Raw genomic sequence first — 17,780 nt, forward strand, 5'->3', positions numbered from 1 at the left:
ACGCCGGGCTCGGCGGCGTGGCCGGGCTCGCGGGCGACGCCGGGCTCGGCGGCGTGGCCGCGCTGACCGGCGACGGCGCGGACGCGGGGCTCGCCGGCGAGGCGGGGGTGACCGGCGAGGCCTGGGTCGCGGGCGAGGCCGGGGTGACCGGGGACGCCTGGGTGGTGGCCGAGACGGCGGTGACCGCGGTGGTCGCGCTGTCGGAGGCGACCTGCGACGGGTCGGTCGTGGGGTCGGCCGCGTCGGTCGACGGGGCGGTGCTCGGGTCGGTGGCGGGCGCGTCGAGGGACGCGCCGTCGCCGGGGTTGTCGACGGTGTCGGCCGCGGCGGCGACGACGCCGATGCCGAGACTGACCGCGCCGAGGGCGCCGGAGACGATCCAGGCGGTGCGCTTGTTCATGAGTCTGCTCCTTGCTCGTGGGGTCGGGCCCCGTGATCCGATGTCCTGACGGTCCCGTCCGTGCGTGAACCCACGAGGAGGACGGCGTGAGAGGTCTCTCAGGAAGATGAGACCTTCCTCATCCGCCGCTGCTCGCCGACGGCGCCGACGCCGCGCTGGCGGGGGTGACGGGGCTCGCGGTCACCGGCGACGGCGGCGAGGGCGCCGTCTGCGTGGCGGGCGTGGCGGGGCTGGGGACGCGCGTCGAGGTCGGCGAGTCCGCGGGAGTCGTGGCCGTGGGTGTGGTCGTCGGTGGCCGCGACGCGTCGGTCGTCGTCGCCGAGACATCCGGGTCGGTCGGGTCGGAGGAGCGCTCCTGCACGACGGCGCCGTCGCCGGCGACGTCGTCGCGCTCGGCCGCGTTCACGACCGCGGCGCCCGTGCCGGCCACGACACCGAGCGCGCCGACCACCATCCAGACGTTGCGCACCTTCACGCTGCCGCACCTTCCGCTCGTCGGAGCATCTCCACCGCGAGGTCGAGCCGCGCGTGCGCCTGGGCCGGGGCCGCCCCCGCGACCAGCGAGACCAGCACGGCCGCGGTGCGCGCCAGCAGACCCCGCGCGCCGACGGCGCCGGCCAGCACCGCCAGCCAGTCGGCGAGCACCGCCGGCACCCCGGTGTACTGCGCGGGCGCGAGCGAGGGCAGCACCGCGAGGTGCGCGAGCACGGTGGCCAGGTCGTCCTCGAGGTGCCCGGGCCCGAGCGCGTCGACGTCGATCAGCGCCGAGGGCCGGCCGTCGGTCACGAACAGGTTCGCCACGTTGAGGTCGCCGTGCGTGGGGACCAGCGCGGGCTCGGGCAGCACCGCGAGCAGGGCCGTCACCCGCTCCGCGACCTCGGCGACCTCGCCCGCGCGGGACGGCAGCGCGCTGCGTGCGGCCGCGGCGTGGAAGTCGAGCCGGTCCACCCAGGAGGGGCGCCGGGGCAGCGTGGCGACGGCGTCCGGCAGCCCTCTGAGCATCGCGAGCACCGCGTCGGCGGTCGGGACCGGCTCGCCGGCCGCGAGCGTCTGCGCGAGCGAGCGGCCGGGCGCGCAGGCCAGCACGACGACGCCGGGCTCCGGCTGGTCGAGCACGCGCGGCGCCGGCACGGGCGCCTCGGCGAGCACCTGGTGACGCCGCACGAGCTCCTCGGCACGCCGGGGCCGCACGACCTTGACGTAGACGGTCGCGCTCGCGGTGCGGGCGACGACGACCGCGCGCCGGGTGGGTCGGTAGGAGAGCAGCGTCACCCGGACGCCGTCGGTGGCGCCGAGCCAGCGCGCCACCACCGCGGGGTCGAGGACCGAGCGCAGCCCGGGCAGCGCCGGGTCGTCGGCGCGTCGCCACACCCGGATCCGGCGGAGGCCGTCGTCGAGGACCGCGACGCGGTCGGTGCGGTCGTGACGGCTCGGCTCGGCCGTGCTCGCGACGACGACCTCCGGCGCCGGGGCGCCGTCGTGGCTGACCTCGTAGCAGACGCTGACGCCCGCACCGGGCCGGTGGTGCACGCCCGCGACGACGACGCGCAGCCCGGGGGGCAGCGGGTCGTCGCCCACCAGCGCGCTGCCGACGACGTCGGCGGCGCCCTCGCCGGTGAGCAGCGCGAGGTCGGCGTCCTCGTCGGCGACGCGACGCGGCGCGTCGCTCGCGGCGGGCACGGTGCTGGTCACGATGGCACCCCACCACCTCGGGACGAGCCGGACGATGAGAACAGGATGAGAAAGCTCTCATGCTGCTCCCGGCGGGGCACGGGCACGCGCACGCCACGCTCCTCCCCCGCCGACGTGGCCCGACCCGCCAAGATGCAGAAGTGGCTCGAGACCTGCGCACGCTGCCGAAGGCACACCTCCACCTGCACTTCACGGGATCGATGCGTCCCACGACGCTCGTCGAGCTGGCTGCGGAGCAGGGCCGGCGGCTGCCGGAGTCGCTCGTGGACGCGGTCGTCGACGGCGACCCCGTGCGGCTGCCCGCCAGCGAGCGCGGCTGGTTCCGGTTCCAGCGCATGTACGACGCCGCACGCGCCGTCGTGCGCTCGGAGGAGGTCATGCGCCGTGTCGTCGACGAGGCGGTGGCCGCCGACGCGGCCGAGGGCTCGGTGCGGCTGGAGATCCAGGTCGACCCCACGTCCTACGCGCCGCACGTCGGCGGGCTGACGCCGGCGCTCGAGATCGTGCTGGACGCCGCCCGGGCGTCGGCCGCCAGGCACGGGATCGAGGTCGGGGTGGTGGTCGCCGCCTCACGGATGCGGCACCCGCTCGAGGCGCGCACGCTCGCGCGGCTGGCGGCGCTGCACGCGGGCGCGGACGGCGTCATCGGGTTCGGGCTGAGCAACGACGAGCGGCGCGGCGTCACCTCGGAGTTCGGGCCGGCGTTCGCCATCGCGGCGCGGGCGGGGCTGGCGTCGGTGCCGCACGGCGGCGAGCTGCTCGGACCCGACCACGTCGTGGAGGTGCTCGACGCGCTGCACCCGGACCGGCTCGGCCACGGGGTGCGCGCCGTCGAGGACCCGGCCGTCCTGGAGCGGGTGGTCGACAGCGGCGTCGCGCTCGAGGTGTGCCCGACGTCGAACGTGTCCCTCGGCGTCTACCCCGCCGTCGAGGACGTGCCGCTCCGCAGGCTGGTCGACGCCGGCGCGACCGTCGCGCTGGGCGCCGACGACCCGCTGATCTTCGGACCCCGGCTCCTCGAGCAGTACCGGCTCGCGCGCGAGGTGCACGGGTTCGACGACACCGCGCTCGCCGAGCTGGCACGCGGCTCGATCCGGGCGAGCCGCGCGTCGGAGAGCAGCAGGGCCAGGATGCTCGCCGCCGTCGACGCCTGGCTCGCGGCGCCCGACCCCGCAGCGCACTAGCCTGACCGTCGTGGCGACCAGGGAGCGGATGTCGAGGCGGACCGTCCGCTACCACGGCGCCAAGATGCGGCTGCGCGAGCTGCGCGGCGCACGGCCGCGCACGTTCGTCATGGTGCACGGCATCGGGGTGTCGTCGGACTACTTCGAGCCGCTCGCGCACGCGCTGCACCCCCACGGCGACGTGCTGCTGCTCGACCTGCCCGGCTTCGGCGGGCTGCCCAAGCCCGGCAACCCGCTCTCGATCGCCGGCTTCGCCGACATCGTGCTCGCGGGCATCGAGCAGGAGGGCATCGAGAACCCGGTGCTCGTCGGGCACTCGATGGGCGCCCAGGTCGTCGTCGACCTGCTGGCCCGGCACGACATCAGCAGCCACGCGGTGCTGATCGGCCCGGTCGTCAACCCGCACGAGCCGCGGCTGTCGCAGCAGGCGCTGCGGTTCCTGCAGTCCGCGACGCACGAGTCGCGGCGGCTGCGGCTGCTCGCCTCGCGCGCCTACCTGCGGTGCGGGCCCGCGTGGTTCCTCGAGGTGCTGCCGGCCATGATGCGGTACCCGATGCGCGAGCGCCTGCAGGAGGTGCGCGCCGACACCCTGGTCGTCACCGGTGAGCACGACGCGGTCGTGCCGGTGCAGTGGCTCGAGGAGATCCTGCGGCTGCTGCCCAGCGGGCACGGCGCCGTGATCCCCGGCGCGGCCCACAACGTCGTCTACGAGCACTGGCAGCCGGCCGCCGACGTCATGCTGCACCACCTGGGGCTCACCTCGGGCGCGGCGGAACGGTGACCGGCCCGCTCGAGCTCGTGCTGCGCGGGTGCGCGTGGGCCGCCGACTACGCGTTCGTCGCCCGTTGGCAGCTGCGCAGCCTCGCGCGCCGACGACCGGCCTGGACCCAGCACCGCCCGGACGCCCGCGAGGTGCCCGTGGTGCTGCTGCCGGGGATCTTCGAGTCGTGGCGGTTCCTCGAGCCGCTGGGCGAGCGGCTCGCCGCCGCCGGGCACCCGGTGCACGTGGTCTCGCTCGGGCTCAACTCGCGCCCGGTGCCGGCGCTCGCGCGCAGGGTCGCGGCCGCGGTCGCCGCGGCCGAGGTGGACCGCGCCGTCCTCGTCGCCCACTCCAAGGGCGGCCTCATCGGCAAGCAGCTGATGCTCGACGAGCTCCGCGCGTCGCGCCGGGGCGGCCCCGCGCCGCGCATCGCCGGCATGGTCGCCGTCAACACGCCCTTCGGCGGGTCGCGGTACGCGAGCCTCGTGCCGCTCGCCTCGGTACGGGCCATGCGCCCGACGGCGTTGCGTGCGCTGTCGTCGCAGCGCGACGTCGACGCCCGCATCACCTCGGTGTACGCCTCGTGGGACCCGCACGTGCCCGAGGGCTCCGAGCTGGTGGGGGCGACGAACGTGCGGGTGCCGCACCGCGGCCACTTCCGCGTGCTCGGCCTGCGACGCGTGCAGGACGCCGTGCTGCGCGGCGTCGCCCGCACCGCGGCCCAGCAGCCGCGCTGACGCGGCCCCGGCCCCGGCCGGGGCCGGCGGCCCTAGAGGTCGACGCCGAGGAGTACCGGCTCCGGCACCAGCGTGATGCCGAACGCCTCCCGCACGCCGTCGCGCACGGTGCGCGCGAGCTCGATGAGCGCGGCGGCGGTCGCGTCGCCGCGGTTGGTGAGCGCGAGGACGTGCTTGGTCGACAGCGACGCCGCTCCCCCGCCCGGGACGGCGAAGCCCTTCTGGAAGCCCGCCGCCTGGATCAGCCACGCGGCGCTGGTCTTGACCAGGCCGGGTCCGGCGTCGAAGCGCGGTGCGCCGTCGGGCAGCGGGGCGTCCTCGGGGAGGACCGGGTTGGTGAAGAACGAGCCGGCGCTCCAGGTGTCGTGGTCGGCGCCGTCGAGCACCATGCCCTTGCCGGCGCGCAGCGCGAGCACGGCCGCGCGCACCTCGGCGGAGTCGACGCGGTCGCCCACCTCGACGTCGAGGGCCCGTGCGAGCTCCGGGTAGCGGATCGGCTCCGACAGGCTCGCGAGCCGCATCTGGAACATCACCTGCAGCACGACGTAGCGCGGCGTGGGGTACCAGCGGCCGTCGCGCGCGAGCGAGCGCTTGAGGACCGAGGTGCGGTAGCCGAGCCCGAGCTCGCCGTGCGCGAGCGTGCGGACGCGGCGTTCCTGCCGGTCCCACGTGCGAACCATCGCGACGACGTCGCCGACCTCCTGCCCGTAGGCGCCGACGTTCTGCACCGGCGTCGCGCCCGTGCTCCCCGGGATCCCCGAGAGCGCCTCGATGCCGGCCCAGCCCTCGGCGACCGCACGCAGCACGACGTCGTCCCACGGCATGCCGGCACTCACCCACAGCGCGGCGCCGCCGCAGGCGTCCTGCGACTCGACCGCGATCTCGGCGCGGGTGTCGCGCACGACGACGCCGTCGAAGCCCTCGTCGGCGGCGAGCAGGTTCGACCCGCCGCCGAGCACGAGCACCGGCTCGCCGGCCTCGTCGGCCGCGGCGACGGTCGCGACGAGCTCCTCCTCGGTCGCGGCGTCGACGAGCCGACCGACGGGGCCGCCGACCCGCAGGGTCGTCAGATCGGCGAGCGTGGTCACCGGGCCAGGGTAGTCAGGCCTGCTCGTGCGTGTCGGCCGGCCGCGGCGCGGCGGCCCCCAGCGCGAAGAAGCTCGCGACCAGCGGCACGAGGACGGCCAGGAGCGCGGTGCGGTAGCCGACGTGGTCGGCGAGCAGCCCCAGCAGCGGCGGGCCCAGCAGGAACGCGGTGTAGCCGATCGTCGACACCACCGACAGGCGTGCCGCGGCGTGCGCGGGCTCGTCGGAGGCGGCGCTCATCCCGACCGGGAAGCCGAGCGCGGCGCCGAAGCCCCACAGCACGGCGCCCGCCATCGCGAGCGGGAGGTCGTCGACGAGCCCGAAGACCGCGAGCCCGACGATCGCGAGCGCGGTGCACAGCCGCAGCACGGCGAGCCGGCCGAACCGGTCGAGCAGCCACGTGCCGCCGAACCGCATGACGGTCATCGCGACGACGAACACCGTGAAGCCGAGCGCCCCGACGTCGTTGGTCACGCCGAAGCCGTCGACGACGGCGAGCGCGAGCCAGTCGTTCGCGGCGCCCTCGGTGAGCGCGGCCGCGAGCACGACGAGGCCGATGAGCAGCGTGCGGCCCTCGAGCCAGGCGCGTGCGTAGCGGCCACCACGGCGGGTGCCGGCGTCGTCGTCGTGGGACTCCACCGGGTCGGCGAGGAAGCCTCGCACGCACGCGATCACCGCGACCAGCACGACCACGAGCACGACGCCCAGGTGCACCGGCAGGCCGATGCCGTGCCTGCTCGCGAACGTGCCGCCCGCGGCGCCGAGCACGGCACCGACCGAGAAGCCGGCGTGGAACCACGGCATGATCGAGCGCGACAGCGACCGCTCGACGACGGTGCCCGCGAAGTTCATGCCCATGTCCCACGAGCCGATGCCCATCATCGAGGCGAACAGCCCGACGGCGACGAGCACGGGAGCACCCAGCGTCACGCCGTAGACCGCCAGGCCCATGCCGACGACGGCGAGCCCCGAGGCCGCGAGCACGGTGCGCCGGGCACCGATCGCCCCGATCACCCGGCCGGTGAGCGGCAGCGAGAGCAGCGAGCCGCACGCGCCGACGAAGAGGATGACGCCCATCTGGTCCGGGGCGAGCTCGAGCGCGTCCCGGACGGCCGGCAGCCGCGAGGCCCAGCTCGCGAAGGTCGCGCCGCTCAGCAGGAAGACCGCGAAGACGCTCGCGGCGGCCAGGCGCACGCGCCGGGTGTCGACCGTGGTGGGCATCGGACCTCGTGGTTCTCGGACGGGGAGGCCGGGGTCGCGCCGGCCACGGGCCGCGAATCGATTCGACGACCGCCGAACACCCTACGTTAGGCTCGTGCGCCCGACGAAGGGAGCGTGGTGTGCGGCACAGCGGCACAACTCTGACGGACGTCGCGCGAGCGGCGGGCGTGTCGCTGTCGACGGCCTCCCTCGCCTTCTCGGGCGCCGGGCCGATCTCCGACGCCACCCGGGACAAGGTGCTCGCCGCCGCGGCCGAGCTCGGCTACCACGGCCCCAACCCGGTGGCGGCGTCGCTGCGCAGGGGCCGCTCGGGCGTCGTCGGGATCGTCATGGGCGCCGCGGTGCGCCGGGCGTTCCGCGACCCGGTGTCGATCCAGTTCCTCGACGGCATCGTCGCCACGCTCGCGGCGCAGGGCTACGGCACGCTGCTGCTGTCCACGCCGGAGGCCCAGGAGCTCCCGGACGCGCTGCTCACGCACGGCGCGATGGACGCCGCGGTGCTGACGGCGGGGGCGCTGACCTCGCGCCGCACGCTCGCCGCGCTGCGGGCCCGCGGTGTCCCGATGGTGCAGCTCGGCGGCACCGGCCGGCACGGACCGGCCGTGCGCGCCCGTGACAAGCAGGGCATGAAGCTGCTCGGGGAGCACCTGCGCGAGCGCGGCCACGAGCGGGTCGCCGTCGCGACCCTGCCCTGGCACGTCGAGCCCCGCTCGGGCCCGGTCGACCTCGCGAGCGCGCGCCGCGCGACGTCGCCGATCACCGCGCGACGGCTGGACGGGCTGCGCGAGGCGGGCATCGAGCCGGTCGCGGCATGGGAGTGCTCGGCGTCGCTCGTCGAGGAGGGCATCGCCGCCGGCAAGGAGCTGCTCGCCGCCCGGCCGACCGCGCTGGTCGGGTTCACCGACCTCATCGCCGCGGGGCTGCTGCTGGCCGCGCGCGACGCGGGCCTCGCCGTACCGGCGGACGTCGCCGTCGCCGGGTTCGACGGCGTCGACCTGCCCTGGCTGGGCGAGGTGCGGCTGACGACCGCGGTGCAGCCGACCGCCGACATCGGCCGGCTCGCGGCCGAGGCCGCCGTCACCCTCGCGGAGGGCGGCACGGCACGCTCGGTGACGGTCGACGTCGAGCTCCGGCTGGGGACGACGACCTGAGGGCCCTGCGGGTGATCGGCCGCCTCAGGCGAGGCGGACGTGCGCCTGGGCCTTGCCCAGCACGGTCGCGCCGTCGACCGAGACCGTGAGGTCGACGCGCGCGGTGCCCGCCTCGGCGTCGACCGCCCCGACGACGCCGCGCACCGCGACCTCAACCTCGCCGGGGTCGGGCACGACGACGGGCCGCGTGAACCGGCACCCGTAGGACACCAGGCGGCCGGGGTCGCCCAGCCAGTCGGTGAGCGCGGCACCGGCGATCCCCATCGTGAGCATCCCGTGCGCGATGACGCCCGGCAGCCCGACCTCGGTCGCGAACCGCTCGTTCCAGTGGATCGGGTTGAAGTCGCCGGACGCGCCGGCGTAGCGCACCAGCCTGGCGCGGTCGACGGCGACGGTCGTGCTGAACAGCTCGGTGCCGACCTCGGTCTGCGCGGAGAGGCTCATGCGCCCTCCCCGCGCACCGCGAGGGTGGACACGACGGTCGCGACCGGTGCTCCGCCGTCGTCGGCGATCTCGGTCCGGGTGGTGACCATCGTGATGCCGGCTCGCTCGTTGATCGCGTCGACGTGGACGGCGGTGCTCACGACGTCGCCGGCGACGAGCGGCCGGGTGTGGGTGAAGCTCTCGTTCGCGTGCACGACGCGCGAGAAGTCGATCCCCGAGGCCGGGTCCGCGACGTACTCCGACTCGGCGCGCTGGGCGATCACGACCGCGAAGGTCGGGGGGGCCACGACGTCCGGGTAGCCGGCGGCGACGGCGGCGTCCGGGTCGTGGTGCAGCGGCGACGTGGCGCCGACGGCGTCGGCGAACTCAGCGATCTTGGCGCGGGAGACCGTGTACGGCGGGGTGCCGGTGAAGACCGCTCCGACGCGGCTGAGGTCGACCACGTGGTGAGGCTGGGTCAGCGGGTCTCGCGGTGGTTGCGGTGCGCGTTGCAGCGCGGGCAGTACTTCGCGAGCTCGAGCCGGTCGGGGTTGTTCCGACGGTTCTTCTTCGTGATGTAGTTGCGGCTCTTGCACACCTCGCAGGCGAGGGTGATCTTCGGGCGGATGTCCGCGGACTTGCTGGCCACTGGCGTTCCTCACTACTTCCGCGGCAGGTGCGCACCGCGGCTCTCGGCTGGTCTTCAGGTCTGTAGCGGGGGCGGGGATCGAACCCGCGACCTCACGATTATGAGTCGTGCGCTCTGACCGTCTGAGCTACCCCGCCGCGTCCCGCGGCTATCCCGCGGGCTGAGAGCCCCGATAGGGAATCGAACCCTAGACCTTCTCCTTACCATGGAGACGCTCTGCCGACTGAGCTATCGGGGCAACGAGGAACGAGGGTACATCCTCCCGGCCCCTCGTGCGAATCGAGGTGAGCCGGATCACGGATCCGACCGCCGGCCGGCGCTCCCCGCCCCTCCCCGGCCGCCCGCAGGCCCTCCCCGGCCGCCCGGACACCTCCACCGCACCCGACCCTCCCCATCCGCCGACTTCGTGCCCTGGCGCCGAGTTCGGACCGGGCCCGGCACGAACTCCGCACCGGCGCACGAACTCGGCACCCCGGTCAGGGTGGGCCTGGGTGGTCGCCGCAGCCCACCCGACGCGCCCCGACCTTCCCCATCCGCCGACGTCGTGCCGTGGCGCCGAGCTCGGGACGGGCCCGGCGCGAACTCGGCACCGGGCACGAGCTCGGCACCCGGGTCGGGGTGGTGGGCGTCCGTCCACAGGTCACGACTCGTGACCGCCTGTCCACAGCACCCCACGGCGACGCCGCCGCGTCCTCCGACGGCGGACCACCATTCCTCGATGGTGAACATGGCGCGGCCGCAGGGTCTGGTGCTGACGGCGGAGGAGGGCTACTCCCGCCTCCGCTCCGAGATCGACGCGGGGGCGCTGATCCGTCTACGACGCGGCGCGTACCTCGCCGAGGCGAGCCCGGACGCCCGCGGCCCCGGCGACGAGTGGGCGCAGAGAGCCGCGCTGCTGCTCGCGCGCTGCCACGCGACGGCGCATGCGCTGCGGTCCCGGTTCGCGTTCAGCCATGGCACCGCGGCATTCCTCCACGGCTGGCCGGGACCGATGACCGACGCCGTGCACGTGCTGATGCCCGTCCGCGCTTCTGCGCGTCACGCTGCGGACATCGTCCGCCACCACACGGCCGAGCTGGCGGAGGAGGACGTCGTCGAGATCGACGGCCTGCCCGTGACCGGTCCGGCGCGCACGGCGCTCGACTGCGCCCTCCTCTGCGCACCGCCGCAAGGCCTTGCCGTCGTCGACGCGGCGCTGCGGGCGCTCGCGAGCGTCTCGCGGTTCGAGCGCGACCTGTCCGTCGCGCGACAGGACGCGGTGCGCGCCGACCTGCAGCAGCGCCTGGAGGCGCGGGGCAGCGTCCGCCATGCACGGCGCGCCAGGGATGTGCTGCGGTACGCCGACGGGCTGAGCGAGTCCGGCGGCGAGTCCTGGATGCGCTGGCTCGCGCTGTCGCGAGGTATGCCCGTCCCTGCGCTGCAGGTGCCGATCGCAACCGGGCGCGGCACGTTCTACCCCGACGCCCTGTGGCGGTTCGACGGTGGTCATGGGCCGGTGCTCGCCGAGTACGACGGCCGCGAGAAGTACGACGGCGACGGCGAGCTGGCGCTCATCGCCGAGAAGGATCGTGAGCAGCTGCTGGTCGACGCGACCGGGGGCCGCATCGTGAGGTTCACCCATCGCGACATGACCCACCCGGACGCCGCGTTCGCGCGTCTGCTGCGCGCCACACCCCTGCGCCCTGGCGACCTCGAGCCCCGCCCGGACCTCCTGCCTCGCCGCCAGGCCCGACCTTGACGCCGCCCCGCCGGCCCCGCGCTCGCCGAGTTCGTGCCTCCGTACCGAGTTCGTTCCGGGCCCGGCACGAACTCGACACAAGCGCACGAACTCGGCGCAGGTGGGGGCGAGGCCTGGGGGGCCTGGCGGCCCGCCGTGGGCCGGGGCGCACACCCCCGGAGACGGCGAACGGCCCGCCTGGGCGGGCCGTTCTGGTGGTGGCGGGTGAGGGATTCGAACCCCCGAAGCATTCCGCGGCTGATTTACAGTCAGCTCCCTTTGGCCACTCGGGTAACCCGCCAGGGTCGCGCACGACCGGATGGAAGGATAGCAAGCCTGAGAGGGGTCGGCCGACGCGTGCTGCCGACCAGGGACCGAGGAGAGGAGCCAGGGATGGCTGACAGCTCGTTCGACGTCGTGAGCAAGGTCGACCGGCAGGAGGTCGACAACGCGCTCAACCAGGCCGCGAAGGAGATCGCGCAGCGCTACGACTTCCGCAACGTCGGCGCCTCGATCGCGTGGTCGGGCGAGGCCGTGGTCATGAAGGCGAACTCCGCCGAGCGCGTCAAGGCGATCGTCGACGTCTTCGAGTCCAAGCTGTTCCGCCGCGGCGTCTCGCTCAAGGCGCTCGACCTCGGCGACGGCGAGCCCAAGCCCTCCGGCAAGGAGTACCAGCTCACCGGCACCATCAAGGAGGGCCTGAGCAGCGAGGTCGCCAAGAAGATCACCAAGCTGATCCGCGACGAGTTCCCCAAGGGCGTCAAGACCCAGATCCAGGGCGACGAGGTGCGCGTCAGCTCCAAGAGCCGCGACGACCTGCAGGCGGTCATCGCGCTGCTCAAGAAGGCCGAGGCCGACGACACGATCGACGCCGCCCTCCAGTACGTCAACTACCGCTGACCCGAAAACCCTGGCCCGGCCTCGCCCCAGCGGCGAGGCTGGGCGCATGCCCGATCTCTGGACCGAGGACCCTCGCTCCGTCGCCACCTACGACGTCGAGAACACCGGCCGGTGGGACCACGACTTCTACCTGGCGCTGGCCGACGAACTCGGTGCACGCGACGTCGTCGACCTCGGGTGCGGCACCGGCATCTTCTGCGTCGACCTCGCCCACCGCGGCATCCGGGCGGTCGGCGTCGACCCCGCGGCGACCATCCTCGAGGCTGCCCGCAGCCGCCCGGGCGGCGACCTCGTCACCTGGGTGCACGGCACGGCGGCCGACGTCGCCCCCGGCAGTGCCGACCTCGTCGTCATGATGGGCCACGTCGCGCAGTACTTCGTCGACGAGGCCGAGTGGGCCGCCACCCTCGCGGCGTGCCGCCGCATCCTGCGCGACGGCGGTCGGCTCACCTTCGAGACCCGCAACCCCGACCGCGGGTGGCCGCAGCGGTGGACCCACGCGCGCACGCCGTCGACCCTCCCCCACCCGACGGCGGCGAGTTCACCTCCTCCGTCGAGGTCGTCGAGGTCGTCGGGCCGCCGACGTCGTTCACCGAGACCCACGTCGGACGCACCGTGCTGCCGGACGGCGACGTCGTCGAGCACGCCGAGACGCTGCGGTTCCGCAACGAGCAGGAGATCCGCGGGAGCCTCGCCGAGGCGGGGTTCGTCGTCGAGCAGGTCTGGGGCGACTGGGGGCGCGGGCCGATGACGCCGGACAGCGACGAGCTGATCGTGCTCGCCCGCCGCTAGGGCTCGGACCGAGGCCGGCTCGTCGTCGCCGGACGGCGTGACGCCGGCCGGCCGTCCTCGGGGGCCGGGTGGGTGCCCGGCACCGCCCAGCGCCGCTCGCCCCGCGGGACTCGAGCGCGTGCTCGGTCCGCACGCCGCTCGAGGACACGGTGGTCGGGGGTGCTCACCCGGCGGCCGCGCGGCCGGGGCCTCGACCCGTGCTGCTGCTCGACCGCGAGCTCCTGCCCCACGGCCGCGACGCCGTCGGTCTCGACGTCGACCCCGATCCGCTCGTGCCGAGTACCCGCCCGTGGGTCGGGCCGGCACTCCCGGACCGCCCCGTAGGCTCGAGGGGTGGTGGCTGCGGACCGGGTCGTCGTCGGGGGCGGGATCGTCGGGTGGGCGGCTGCGCTCGACCTGCTGGAACGTGACCCGCGGCGCCGCGTGGTCGTCGTCGACGACGACCGCGACGGTCGGGCCACCGCAGCCGGCGCAGGCATCGCCACACCGTTCACGCGCCGCGACCGCGGGCCGGAGTGGACCCGTCTGATGTTCGAGGCGATGCGCACCTACGCCGCGCTCGTGCCGCGTCTGCGCGACGCCGGGCTGGAGCCCGGCCACGAGGTCGTCGGCCGGCTGCTCGTCGCCCGGGACGAGGCCGAGGCAGCCACGCTGCCCGAGGTCCTCGAGCGCGCCAGCAGCCAGGTCGCGACGTTCGGCACGACCGGCGTCGGGCGGCCCGAGCAGGTCGACGCCACCGCCGTCGCCGCGCTGCACCCGCTGCTCGCGCCGGCGGCCGGGGCGCTGCTGCTGCCCGACGTCGCGCAGGTCGACGGTCGAGCGGTCACCTCGGCGCTGCGGGCGCTCGCGCGCCGCCTGGGTGTCGAGGAGCGGCACGGGCGTGCCGAGCTCGTCGCCGCCGGTCGGGGCGTGCAGGGCGTCCGGGTCGACGGCGAGACCGTGGCCGCCGACGCCGTCGTCGTCGCCGCCGGCGCCTGGACCGACCACCTGCTGGAGCCGCTCGGGCTGCGCACCGGCACGGTCCCGCAGCGCGGGCAGATCGTCCACGCGCGCAACCCCGCCCGCGCACCGCTGCCCATCGCGAGCACCGTCGACGAGACCTATCTGCTGTGCTTCGGCGACGGCCGGCTCGTGCTCGGCCCGACCCGCGAGGACGACAGCGGGTTCGCGGCCGCAGCGACCCTCGGCGGCCTGCACGAGCTGCTCGACCGCGGCCGGGCGTTCGCGCCCGGCGTCGCGCAGGCGCAGTGGCTCGAGGTGCGCGCCGGCGTCCGCCCGATCAGCCGGGACGGCGTGCCCACCCTCGGCCGGTTCGACGACGTCGACGGACTCGTCGTCGCGACCGGTCTCGGCGCGCACGGGCTCACGGTCGGCCCGCACGTCGGCGCGTGGGCCGCCGCGCTCGCCGACGGCGTGGCGGGGCCGGTCCCCGCGGCGCTGTCGCCGCAGCGCTGGGTCGCCTGAGCGACCTCAGCGCATCGCCATCGCCTCCAGCCGCGCGATGCGCTGGGACATCGGCGGGTGGGTGGCGAAGAGGTGCGCGACCGCGCCGCCGCGGAAGGGGTTGGCGATCATCATCGGCGCGACGTTGACCAGGTCGCCCTCGGGTCGCAGCGGGCGCGCCTGCACACCGTCGTGGATCCTGCGCAGCGCGTCCGCGAGCGCGAGCGGGTCGCCCGACAGCTCGGCGCCGTCCTCGTCGGCGTCGAACTCGCGCGTGCGGGAGATCGCGAGCCGGATCAGGGTCGCGGCGATCGGCGCGAGCAGCGCCATCAGCAGCATGCCGATCGCGGCCACCGGGTTGCCGCCGCGGTCGCGACCGCCGCCGAAGAACAGGAAGAACTGGGCCACCGACGTCAGCACGCCGGCCATCGCGGCGGCGACCGAGGACGTGAGGATGTCGCGGTTGTAGACGTGCATGAGCTCGTGCGCGAGCACCCCGCGCAGCTCGCGCTCGTCGAGCAGCTCGAGGATGCCGGTCGTGCAGCACACGACCGCGTTGCGCGGGTTGCGACCGGTCGCGAACGCGTTGGGCGTCGCAGTCGGCGAGACGTACAGCCGCGGCATCGGCTGGCGGGCGCGCTGCGCGAGCTCACGCACGATCCGGTGCAGCGTCGGTGCCTCCGCCTCGCTCACGGGGAACGCGTGCATGGCGCGGACCGCGATCGTGTCCGAGCGCCAGTACGACACGAACGTGCCGACGAGCCCGAGACCGGCGAACAGCCACAGGTAGCTCGGGCTGCGGGTCATGCCCGCGACGACCGCGCCCAGCGCGAGCAGCACCGCCCACAGGGCCGCGAACAGCCCGACGGTCTTCAGACCGTTGTGGTGACGACGAGCCACACGTCCTCCTGGCCTCGGCGCCGCCTCTCGGCGCCTCTCACCCGTGAGAACGCACCCCGAGCGTGACGTGTTCCGCCGACGCCCGGGGCGATCGGGCGGTGCTCAGACCAGCGCGGAGCGCGAGATGTCGGTCATCTCCTCGCGCGGCACGACCTTGATCCGCTCGCGCCCGACGGCCTCGCCCAGCGCACGCTCGTGGGCGTCGAGCACCTCCCAGCCGTGCCAGGTCGTGTACGGGACGCCGGCCGACGCGAGCTTGTCGAGGATCGCCTCGGGGTCGCGCACGGTCGCGGTGCGCGCGGCGTCGCCGCGGGACTCGACGTCCTCGACGAGGTTCTCGATCGTCTCGCGCGCGTCCGACTTGGTGTGGCCGATGAGGCCCACCGGGCCGCGCTTGATCCAGCCGGTCGCGTACAGCCCCGAGATGTGCCGGCCGTGGTCGTCCAGCACCCGGCCGCCGTCGTTCGGGATGACGCCCGCGACGTCGTCGAACGGGATGTCGCGCAGGGGCGAGCCGAAGTACCCGACGGCGCGGTAGACGGCCTGCACCTCGAACTCCTCGAAGCGGCCGGTGTTGCGCACGGTGCCGTCGCCGACGAGCTCGGTGCGCTCGGTACGGATGCCGGTGACGCGGTCGGTGCCGAGGATCTCGGCCGGCCGGTGCAGGAAGTGCAGGTGGATGCGTCGCGACGCCGTCAGCTCGCTGGGGTCGCGCAGCGTCCAGTCGGTCAGCGTCTTGACGACCTGCTTCGTCTGGTTCGACGAGCGGATCGCCTCCTCCGAGCCCTCGTCGAAGTCGAAGTCCTCGGGGTAGACGACGATGTCGACGTCGGGCACGTGACCGAGCTCGCGCAGCTCCAGCGGCGAGAATTTCACCTGTGCCGGGCCGCGGCGCCCGAAGACGTGCACGTCGGTGACGGGGTTGCGGCGCAGCCCCTCCTCGACGTTGGCGGGGATCTCCGTCGGCATGAGGTCGTCGACGTGCTTGGCGAGGATGCGGGCGACGTCGAGCGCGACGTTGCCGTTGCCGAGCACCGCGACCTTCTGCGCCTCCAGCGGCCACTCGCGTGGCACGTCGGGGTGGCCGTCGTACCAGGACACGAAGTCGGCGGCGCCGTAGGAGCCGGGCAGGTCGATGCCGGGGATCGGCAGCTCGGCGTCGCGGATCGCGCCGGTCGAGAAGATGACGGCGTCGTAGTGCTCGCGGAGGTCGTCGAGCGTGAGGTCGGTGCCGTAGTCGACGTTGCCGATGAGGCGGATGTCGCCGCGCTGCAGCACCTTGTACAGGGCCACGATGATCTGCTTGATCCGCGGGTGGTCCGGGGCGACGCCGTAGCGCACGAGGCCGTACGGTGCCGGGAGCCGCTCGAACAGGTCGATGGAGACGTCGAGGTCGGTCTTGGACAGGATGTCGGCCGCGTAGATGCCGGCTGGGCCGGCGCCGACGACGGCGACTCGCAGCTGTTCGGACACGGTGCTCTCTCTGGCGGTGGACGTGGGCCGTCGATCAGTCTAGGCCGCCGTCTCGCACACCCTCGCCGGACCGGGGACCCGGCCCGCCACCCGGACCGCGGGGGCGCGGCGTGCCTCGGGCGAGGGGCGACGCGGGACGCACGCGTCCGACCAGCGGTGCGCCGTCGCCCGCCGTGCCCGGGGAGGCGTAGCGTTCGCGCGTGGACGTCTCGGAGGCGCTGGACCGGCGCGGCCTGGCAGCCGCCCTCGGTGCCTTCGGCCTGTGGGGCGTGTTCCCGCTCTTCATCGGGCTGCTCGCGCCCGCGAACCCGGTCGAGATCAGCGCGCACCGCGTGGTCTGGACCTTCGCGACGTGCTTGCTGGTGCTCGCGGTGGTCGGCACGCTGCGACGGACCTGGACGACGGCGTCGGACCGACGGCTGCTCGGTCGGCTCGCCCTCGGCGCGGTGTTCCTGGCCTCGAACTGGTTGATCTTCGTGATCGCGGTCGAGATCGACCGTGTGGTCGACGCCTCGCTCGGCTACTTCCTCAACCCCCTCGTCAGCGCGGGCCTCGCGGTCGTCGTGCTCCGCGAGCGGCTGCGCCCCGCCCAGTGGGTGGCGCTGGGGATCGCGGGCGTCGGGATCGTCGTCATGGCGGTCGGGCTGGGCACCGTGCCGTGGATCGCGCTCGCGCTGGCGGCGACGTTCGGCATGTACGGGCTCACGAAGAAGCAGGTCGGCGGCCGGGTGACCGCGCTCTCGGGGCTGTCGATCGAGACCGCGGTGCTGCTGCTCCCGGCGCTGGTGTACCTCGTGGTGCTGCAGGTCTCCGGCGCCTCGACGTTCGGGGCCGACGTCGGCGTCGGCGGCATGCCGGGGCACAGCCTGCTGCTGGTCAGCAGCGGGTTCGTCTCCGCGGTGCCGCTCGTGCTGTTCGCGGCGGCGGCGCGGCGGCTGCCGCTGGCGACGGTCGCGATGACGCAGTTCGTCGCACCGGTGCTGCAGTTCCTCGCGGGCGTGGTCGTGCTCGGCGAGCAGATGTCGGCACCGCGCTGGGTCGGGTTCGGGTTCGTGTGGGTGGCGCTCGTCGTGCTGAGCGTCGACATCGTGCGCTCGACCCGCCGGCCGTTCCGCCCGAGCGCCGAGCCGGAGCCCACGCCCGCCTGAGCGGCGCGCTCAGCCCGCGGCGCGCAGCAGGCGGCGGCCGAGCCGTCCCAGCACCGGCGGCCGGGAGCGCGCCCGCGCGAGGCCCTGGGTGAGCGCGACGCCCG

The 17,780-nt window shown here is 74.9% G+C and carries 18 protein-coding genes, 3 tRNA genes and 2 pseudogenes; 10 read left to right on the top strand and 13 right to left on the bottom strand.

Features of this window, described 5'->3' with window-relative positions; translation table 11 throughout:
- From GPA02_RS18385 to GPA02_RS18395, 3 genes and pseudogenes are all read right to left on the bottom strand, one after another.
- Nucleotides 1-400: pseudogene (locus GPA02_RS18385) on the bottom strand (hypothetical protein); the annotation flags it as partial.
- A 118-nt stretch (nt 401-518) separates the two neighbouring features.
- Nucleotides 519-875, bottom strand: coding sequence for a RodZ family helix-turn-helix domain-containing protein (locus GPA02_RS18390; RefSeq protein ID WP_156201900.1), 357 nt, complete (start codon nt 873-875; stop codon nt 519-521).
- Nucleotides 872-2,092 carry a phosphotransferase family protein gene (locus GPA02_RS18395; protein ID WP_156201901.1) on the bottom strand — a complete coding sequence of 407 codons (1,221 nt, stop codon included), beginning with the start codon at nt 2,090-2,092 and terminating at the stop codon, nt 872-874. Before GPA02_RS18395 ends, GPA02_RS18390 begins: the two co-directional genes overlap by 4 nt.
- Before the next feature lie 140 nt (nt 2,093-2,232).
- On the opposite strand from GPA02_RS18395, the gene GPA02_RS18400 reads away from it, so the two are divergent.
- From GPA02_RS18400 to GPA02_RS18410, 3 genes are read left to right on the top strand one after another with little or no spacing between them, the layout of a single operon-like run.
- Nucleotides 2,233-3,276, top strand: a complete 1,044-nt coding sequence (locus GPA02_RS18400) for an adenosine deaminase (protein WP_240134138.1) — start codon at nt 2,233-2,235, stop codon at nt 3,274-3,276.
- A gap of 10 nt (nt 3,277-3,286) precedes the next feature.
- Entirely contained in the window at nt 3,287-4,057 is a 771-nt protein-coding gene (locus GPA02_RS18405; RefSeq protein ID WP_156201903.1) for an alpha/beta fold hydrolase, read from the top strand.
- Nucleotides 4,054-4,773, top strand: coding sequence for an esterase/lipase family protein (locus tag GPA02_RS18410; RefSeq protein WP_240134139.1), 720 nt, complete (start codon nt 4,054-4,056; stop codon nt 4,771-4,773). The genes GPA02_RS18405 and GPA02_RS18410 overlap by 4 nt, the downstream gene beginning before the upstream one ends.
- Nucleotides 4,774-4,805: 32 nt before the next feature.
- On the opposite strand, the gene GPA02_RS18415 is transcribed toward GPA02_RS18410, so the two are convergent.
- Nucleotides 4,806-5,861 carry a UDP-N-acetylmuramate dehydrogenase gene (locus GPA02_RS18415; protein WP_156201904.1) on the bottom strand — a complete coding sequence of 352 codons (1,056 nt, stop codon included), beginning with the start codon at nt 5,859-5,861 and terminating at the stop codon, nt 4,806-4,808.
- Between the two features lie 13 nt (nt 5,862-5,874).
- Nucleotides 5,875-7,080 carry an MFS transporter gene (locus tag GPA02_RS18420; protein WP_156201905.1) on the bottom strand — a complete coding sequence of 402 codons (1,206 nt, stop codon included), beginning with the start codon at nt 7,078-7,080 and terminating at the stop codon, nt 5,875-5,877.
- Nucleotides 7,081-7,199: 119 nt separating this feature from the next.
- On the opposite strand from GPA02_RS18420, the gene GPA02_RS18425 reads away from it, so the two are divergent.
- Nucleotides 7,200-8,231, top strand: a complete 1,032-nt coding sequence (locus GPA02_RS18425; RefSeq protein ID WP_156201906.1) for a LacI family DNA-binding transcriptional regulator — start codon at nt 7,200-7,202, stop codon at nt 8,229-8,231.
- 24 nt (nt 8,232-8,255) lie between these two features.
- On the opposite strand, the gene GPA02_RS18430 is transcribed toward GPA02_RS18425, so the two are convergent.
- The 5 genes from GPA02_RS18430 to GPA02_RS18450 all read right to left on the bottom strand — a co-directional run bounded on the left by GPA02_RS18430 (nt 8,256) and on the right by GPA02_RS18450 (nt 9,541).
- Entirely contained in the window at nt 8,256-8,675 is a 420-nt protein-coding gene (locus GPA02_RS18430; RefSeq protein WP_156201907.1) for a MaoC family dehydratase, read from the bottom strand.
- Complete coding sequence (locus GPA02_RS18435) at nt 8,672-9,118, bottom strand: FAS1-like dehydratase domain-containing protein (RefSeq protein WP_156201908.1); 447 nt, start codon at nt 9,116-9,118, stop codon at nt 8,672-8,674. The genes GPA02_RS18430 and GPA02_RS18435 overlap by 4 nt, the downstream gene beginning before the upstream one ends.
- A gap of 14 nt (nt 9,119-9,132) precedes the next feature.
- Nucleotides 9,133-9,303 carry a 50S ribosomal protein L33 gene (gene rpmG / locus GPA02_RS18440; RefSeq protein ID WP_156201909.1) on the bottom strand — a complete coding sequence of 57 codons (171 nt, stop codon included), beginning with the start codon at nt 9,301-9,303 and terminating at the stop codon, nt 9,133-9,135.
- A gap of 63 nt (nt 9,304-9,366) precedes the next feature.
- Nucleotides 9,367-9,440 (bottom strand) — tRNA-Met (locus tag GPA02_RS18445).
- A 28-nt stretch (nt 9,441-9,468) separates the two neighbouring features.
- Nucleotides 9,469-9,541, bottom strand: a tRNA-Thr gene (locus GPA02_RS18450).
- Nucleotides 9,542-10,021: 480 nt separating this feature from the next.
- Here GPA02_RS18450 and GPA02_RS18455 point away from each other — a divergent pair.
- Nucleotides 10,022-11,041 (top strand): type IV toxin-antitoxin system AbiEi family antitoxin domain-containing protein, encoded by a 1,020-nt coding sequence (locus tag GPA02_RS18455; RefSeq protein WP_156201910.1) that lies wholly within the window; start codon nt 10,022-10,024, stop codon nt 11,039-11,041.
- A 195-nt stretch (nt 11,042-11,236) separates the two neighbouring features.
- On the opposite strand, the gene GPA02_RS18460 is transcribed toward GPA02_RS18455, so the two are convergent.
- Nucleotides 11,237-11,321, bottom strand: a tRNA-Tyr gene (locus GPA02_RS18460).
- A 92-nt stretch (nt 11,322-11,413) separates the two neighbouring features.
- Between GPA02_RS18460 and GPA02_RS18465 the strand changes: the two genes are divergently transcribed.
- From GPA02_RS18465 to GPA02_RS18475, 4 genes and pseudogenes are all read left to right on the top strand, one after another.
- A complete protein-coding gene (locus GPA02_RS18465) occupies nt 11,414-11,920 on the top strand; it encodes a YajQ family cyclic di-GMP-binding protein (RefSeq protein ID WP_156201911.1) in 507 nt (168 codons plus the stop codon).
- 46 nt (nt 11,921-11,966) lie between these two features.
- A pseudogene (locus GPA02_RS19620) lies at nt 11,967-12,368 on the top strand (class I SAM-dependent methyltransferase); the annotation flags it as partial.
- Between the two features lie 41 nt (nt 12,369-12,409).
- Entirely contained in the window at nt 12,410-12,712 is a 303-nt protein-coding gene (locus GPA02_RS19390; RefSeq protein WP_240134142.1) for a hypothetical protein, read from the top strand.
- A 333-nt stretch (nt 12,713-13,045) separates the two neighbouring features.
- Entirely contained in the window at nt 13,046-14,176 is a 1,131-nt protein-coding gene (locus GPA02_RS18475; protein ID WP_156201913.1) for an NAD(P)/FAD-dependent oxidoreductase, read from the top strand.
- Nucleotides 14,177-14,182: 6 nt separating this feature from the next.
- On the opposite strand, the gene htpX is transcribed toward GPA02_RS18475, so the two are convergent.
- Both htpX and GPA02_RS18485 read right to left on the bottom strand, forming a co-directional pair.
- Nucleotides 14,183-15,055 (bottom strand): zinc metalloprotease HtpX, encoded by an 873-nt coding sequence (htpX, locus tag GPA02_RS18480; RefSeq protein WP_156201914.1) that lies wholly within the window; start codon nt 15,053-15,055, stop codon nt 14,183-14,185.
- A gap of 102 nt (nt 15,056-15,157) precedes the next feature.
- A complete protein-coding gene (locus GPA02_RS18485; protein ID WP_240134143.1) occupies nt 15,158-16,528 on the bottom strand; it encodes an FAD-dependent oxidoreductase in 1,371 nt (456 codons plus the stop codon).
- Nucleotides 16,529-16,728: 200 nt separating this feature from the next.
- On the opposite strand from GPA02_RS18485, the gene rarD reads away from it, so the two are divergent.
- Nucleotides 16,729-17,676, top strand: coding sequence for an EamA family transporter RarD (rarD, locus tag GPA02_RS18490; protein WP_156201915.1), 948 nt, complete (start codon nt 16,729-16,731; stop codon nt 17,674-17,676).
- Nucleotides 17,677-17,780 lie beyond the last annotated feature (104 nt).

This window comes from Actinotalea caeni, from assembly GCF_009733795.1.
GTDB classification, from domain to species: Bacteria; Actinomycetota; Actinomycetes; order Actinomycetales; family Beutenbergiaceae; genus Pseudactinotalea; species Pseudactinotalea caeni.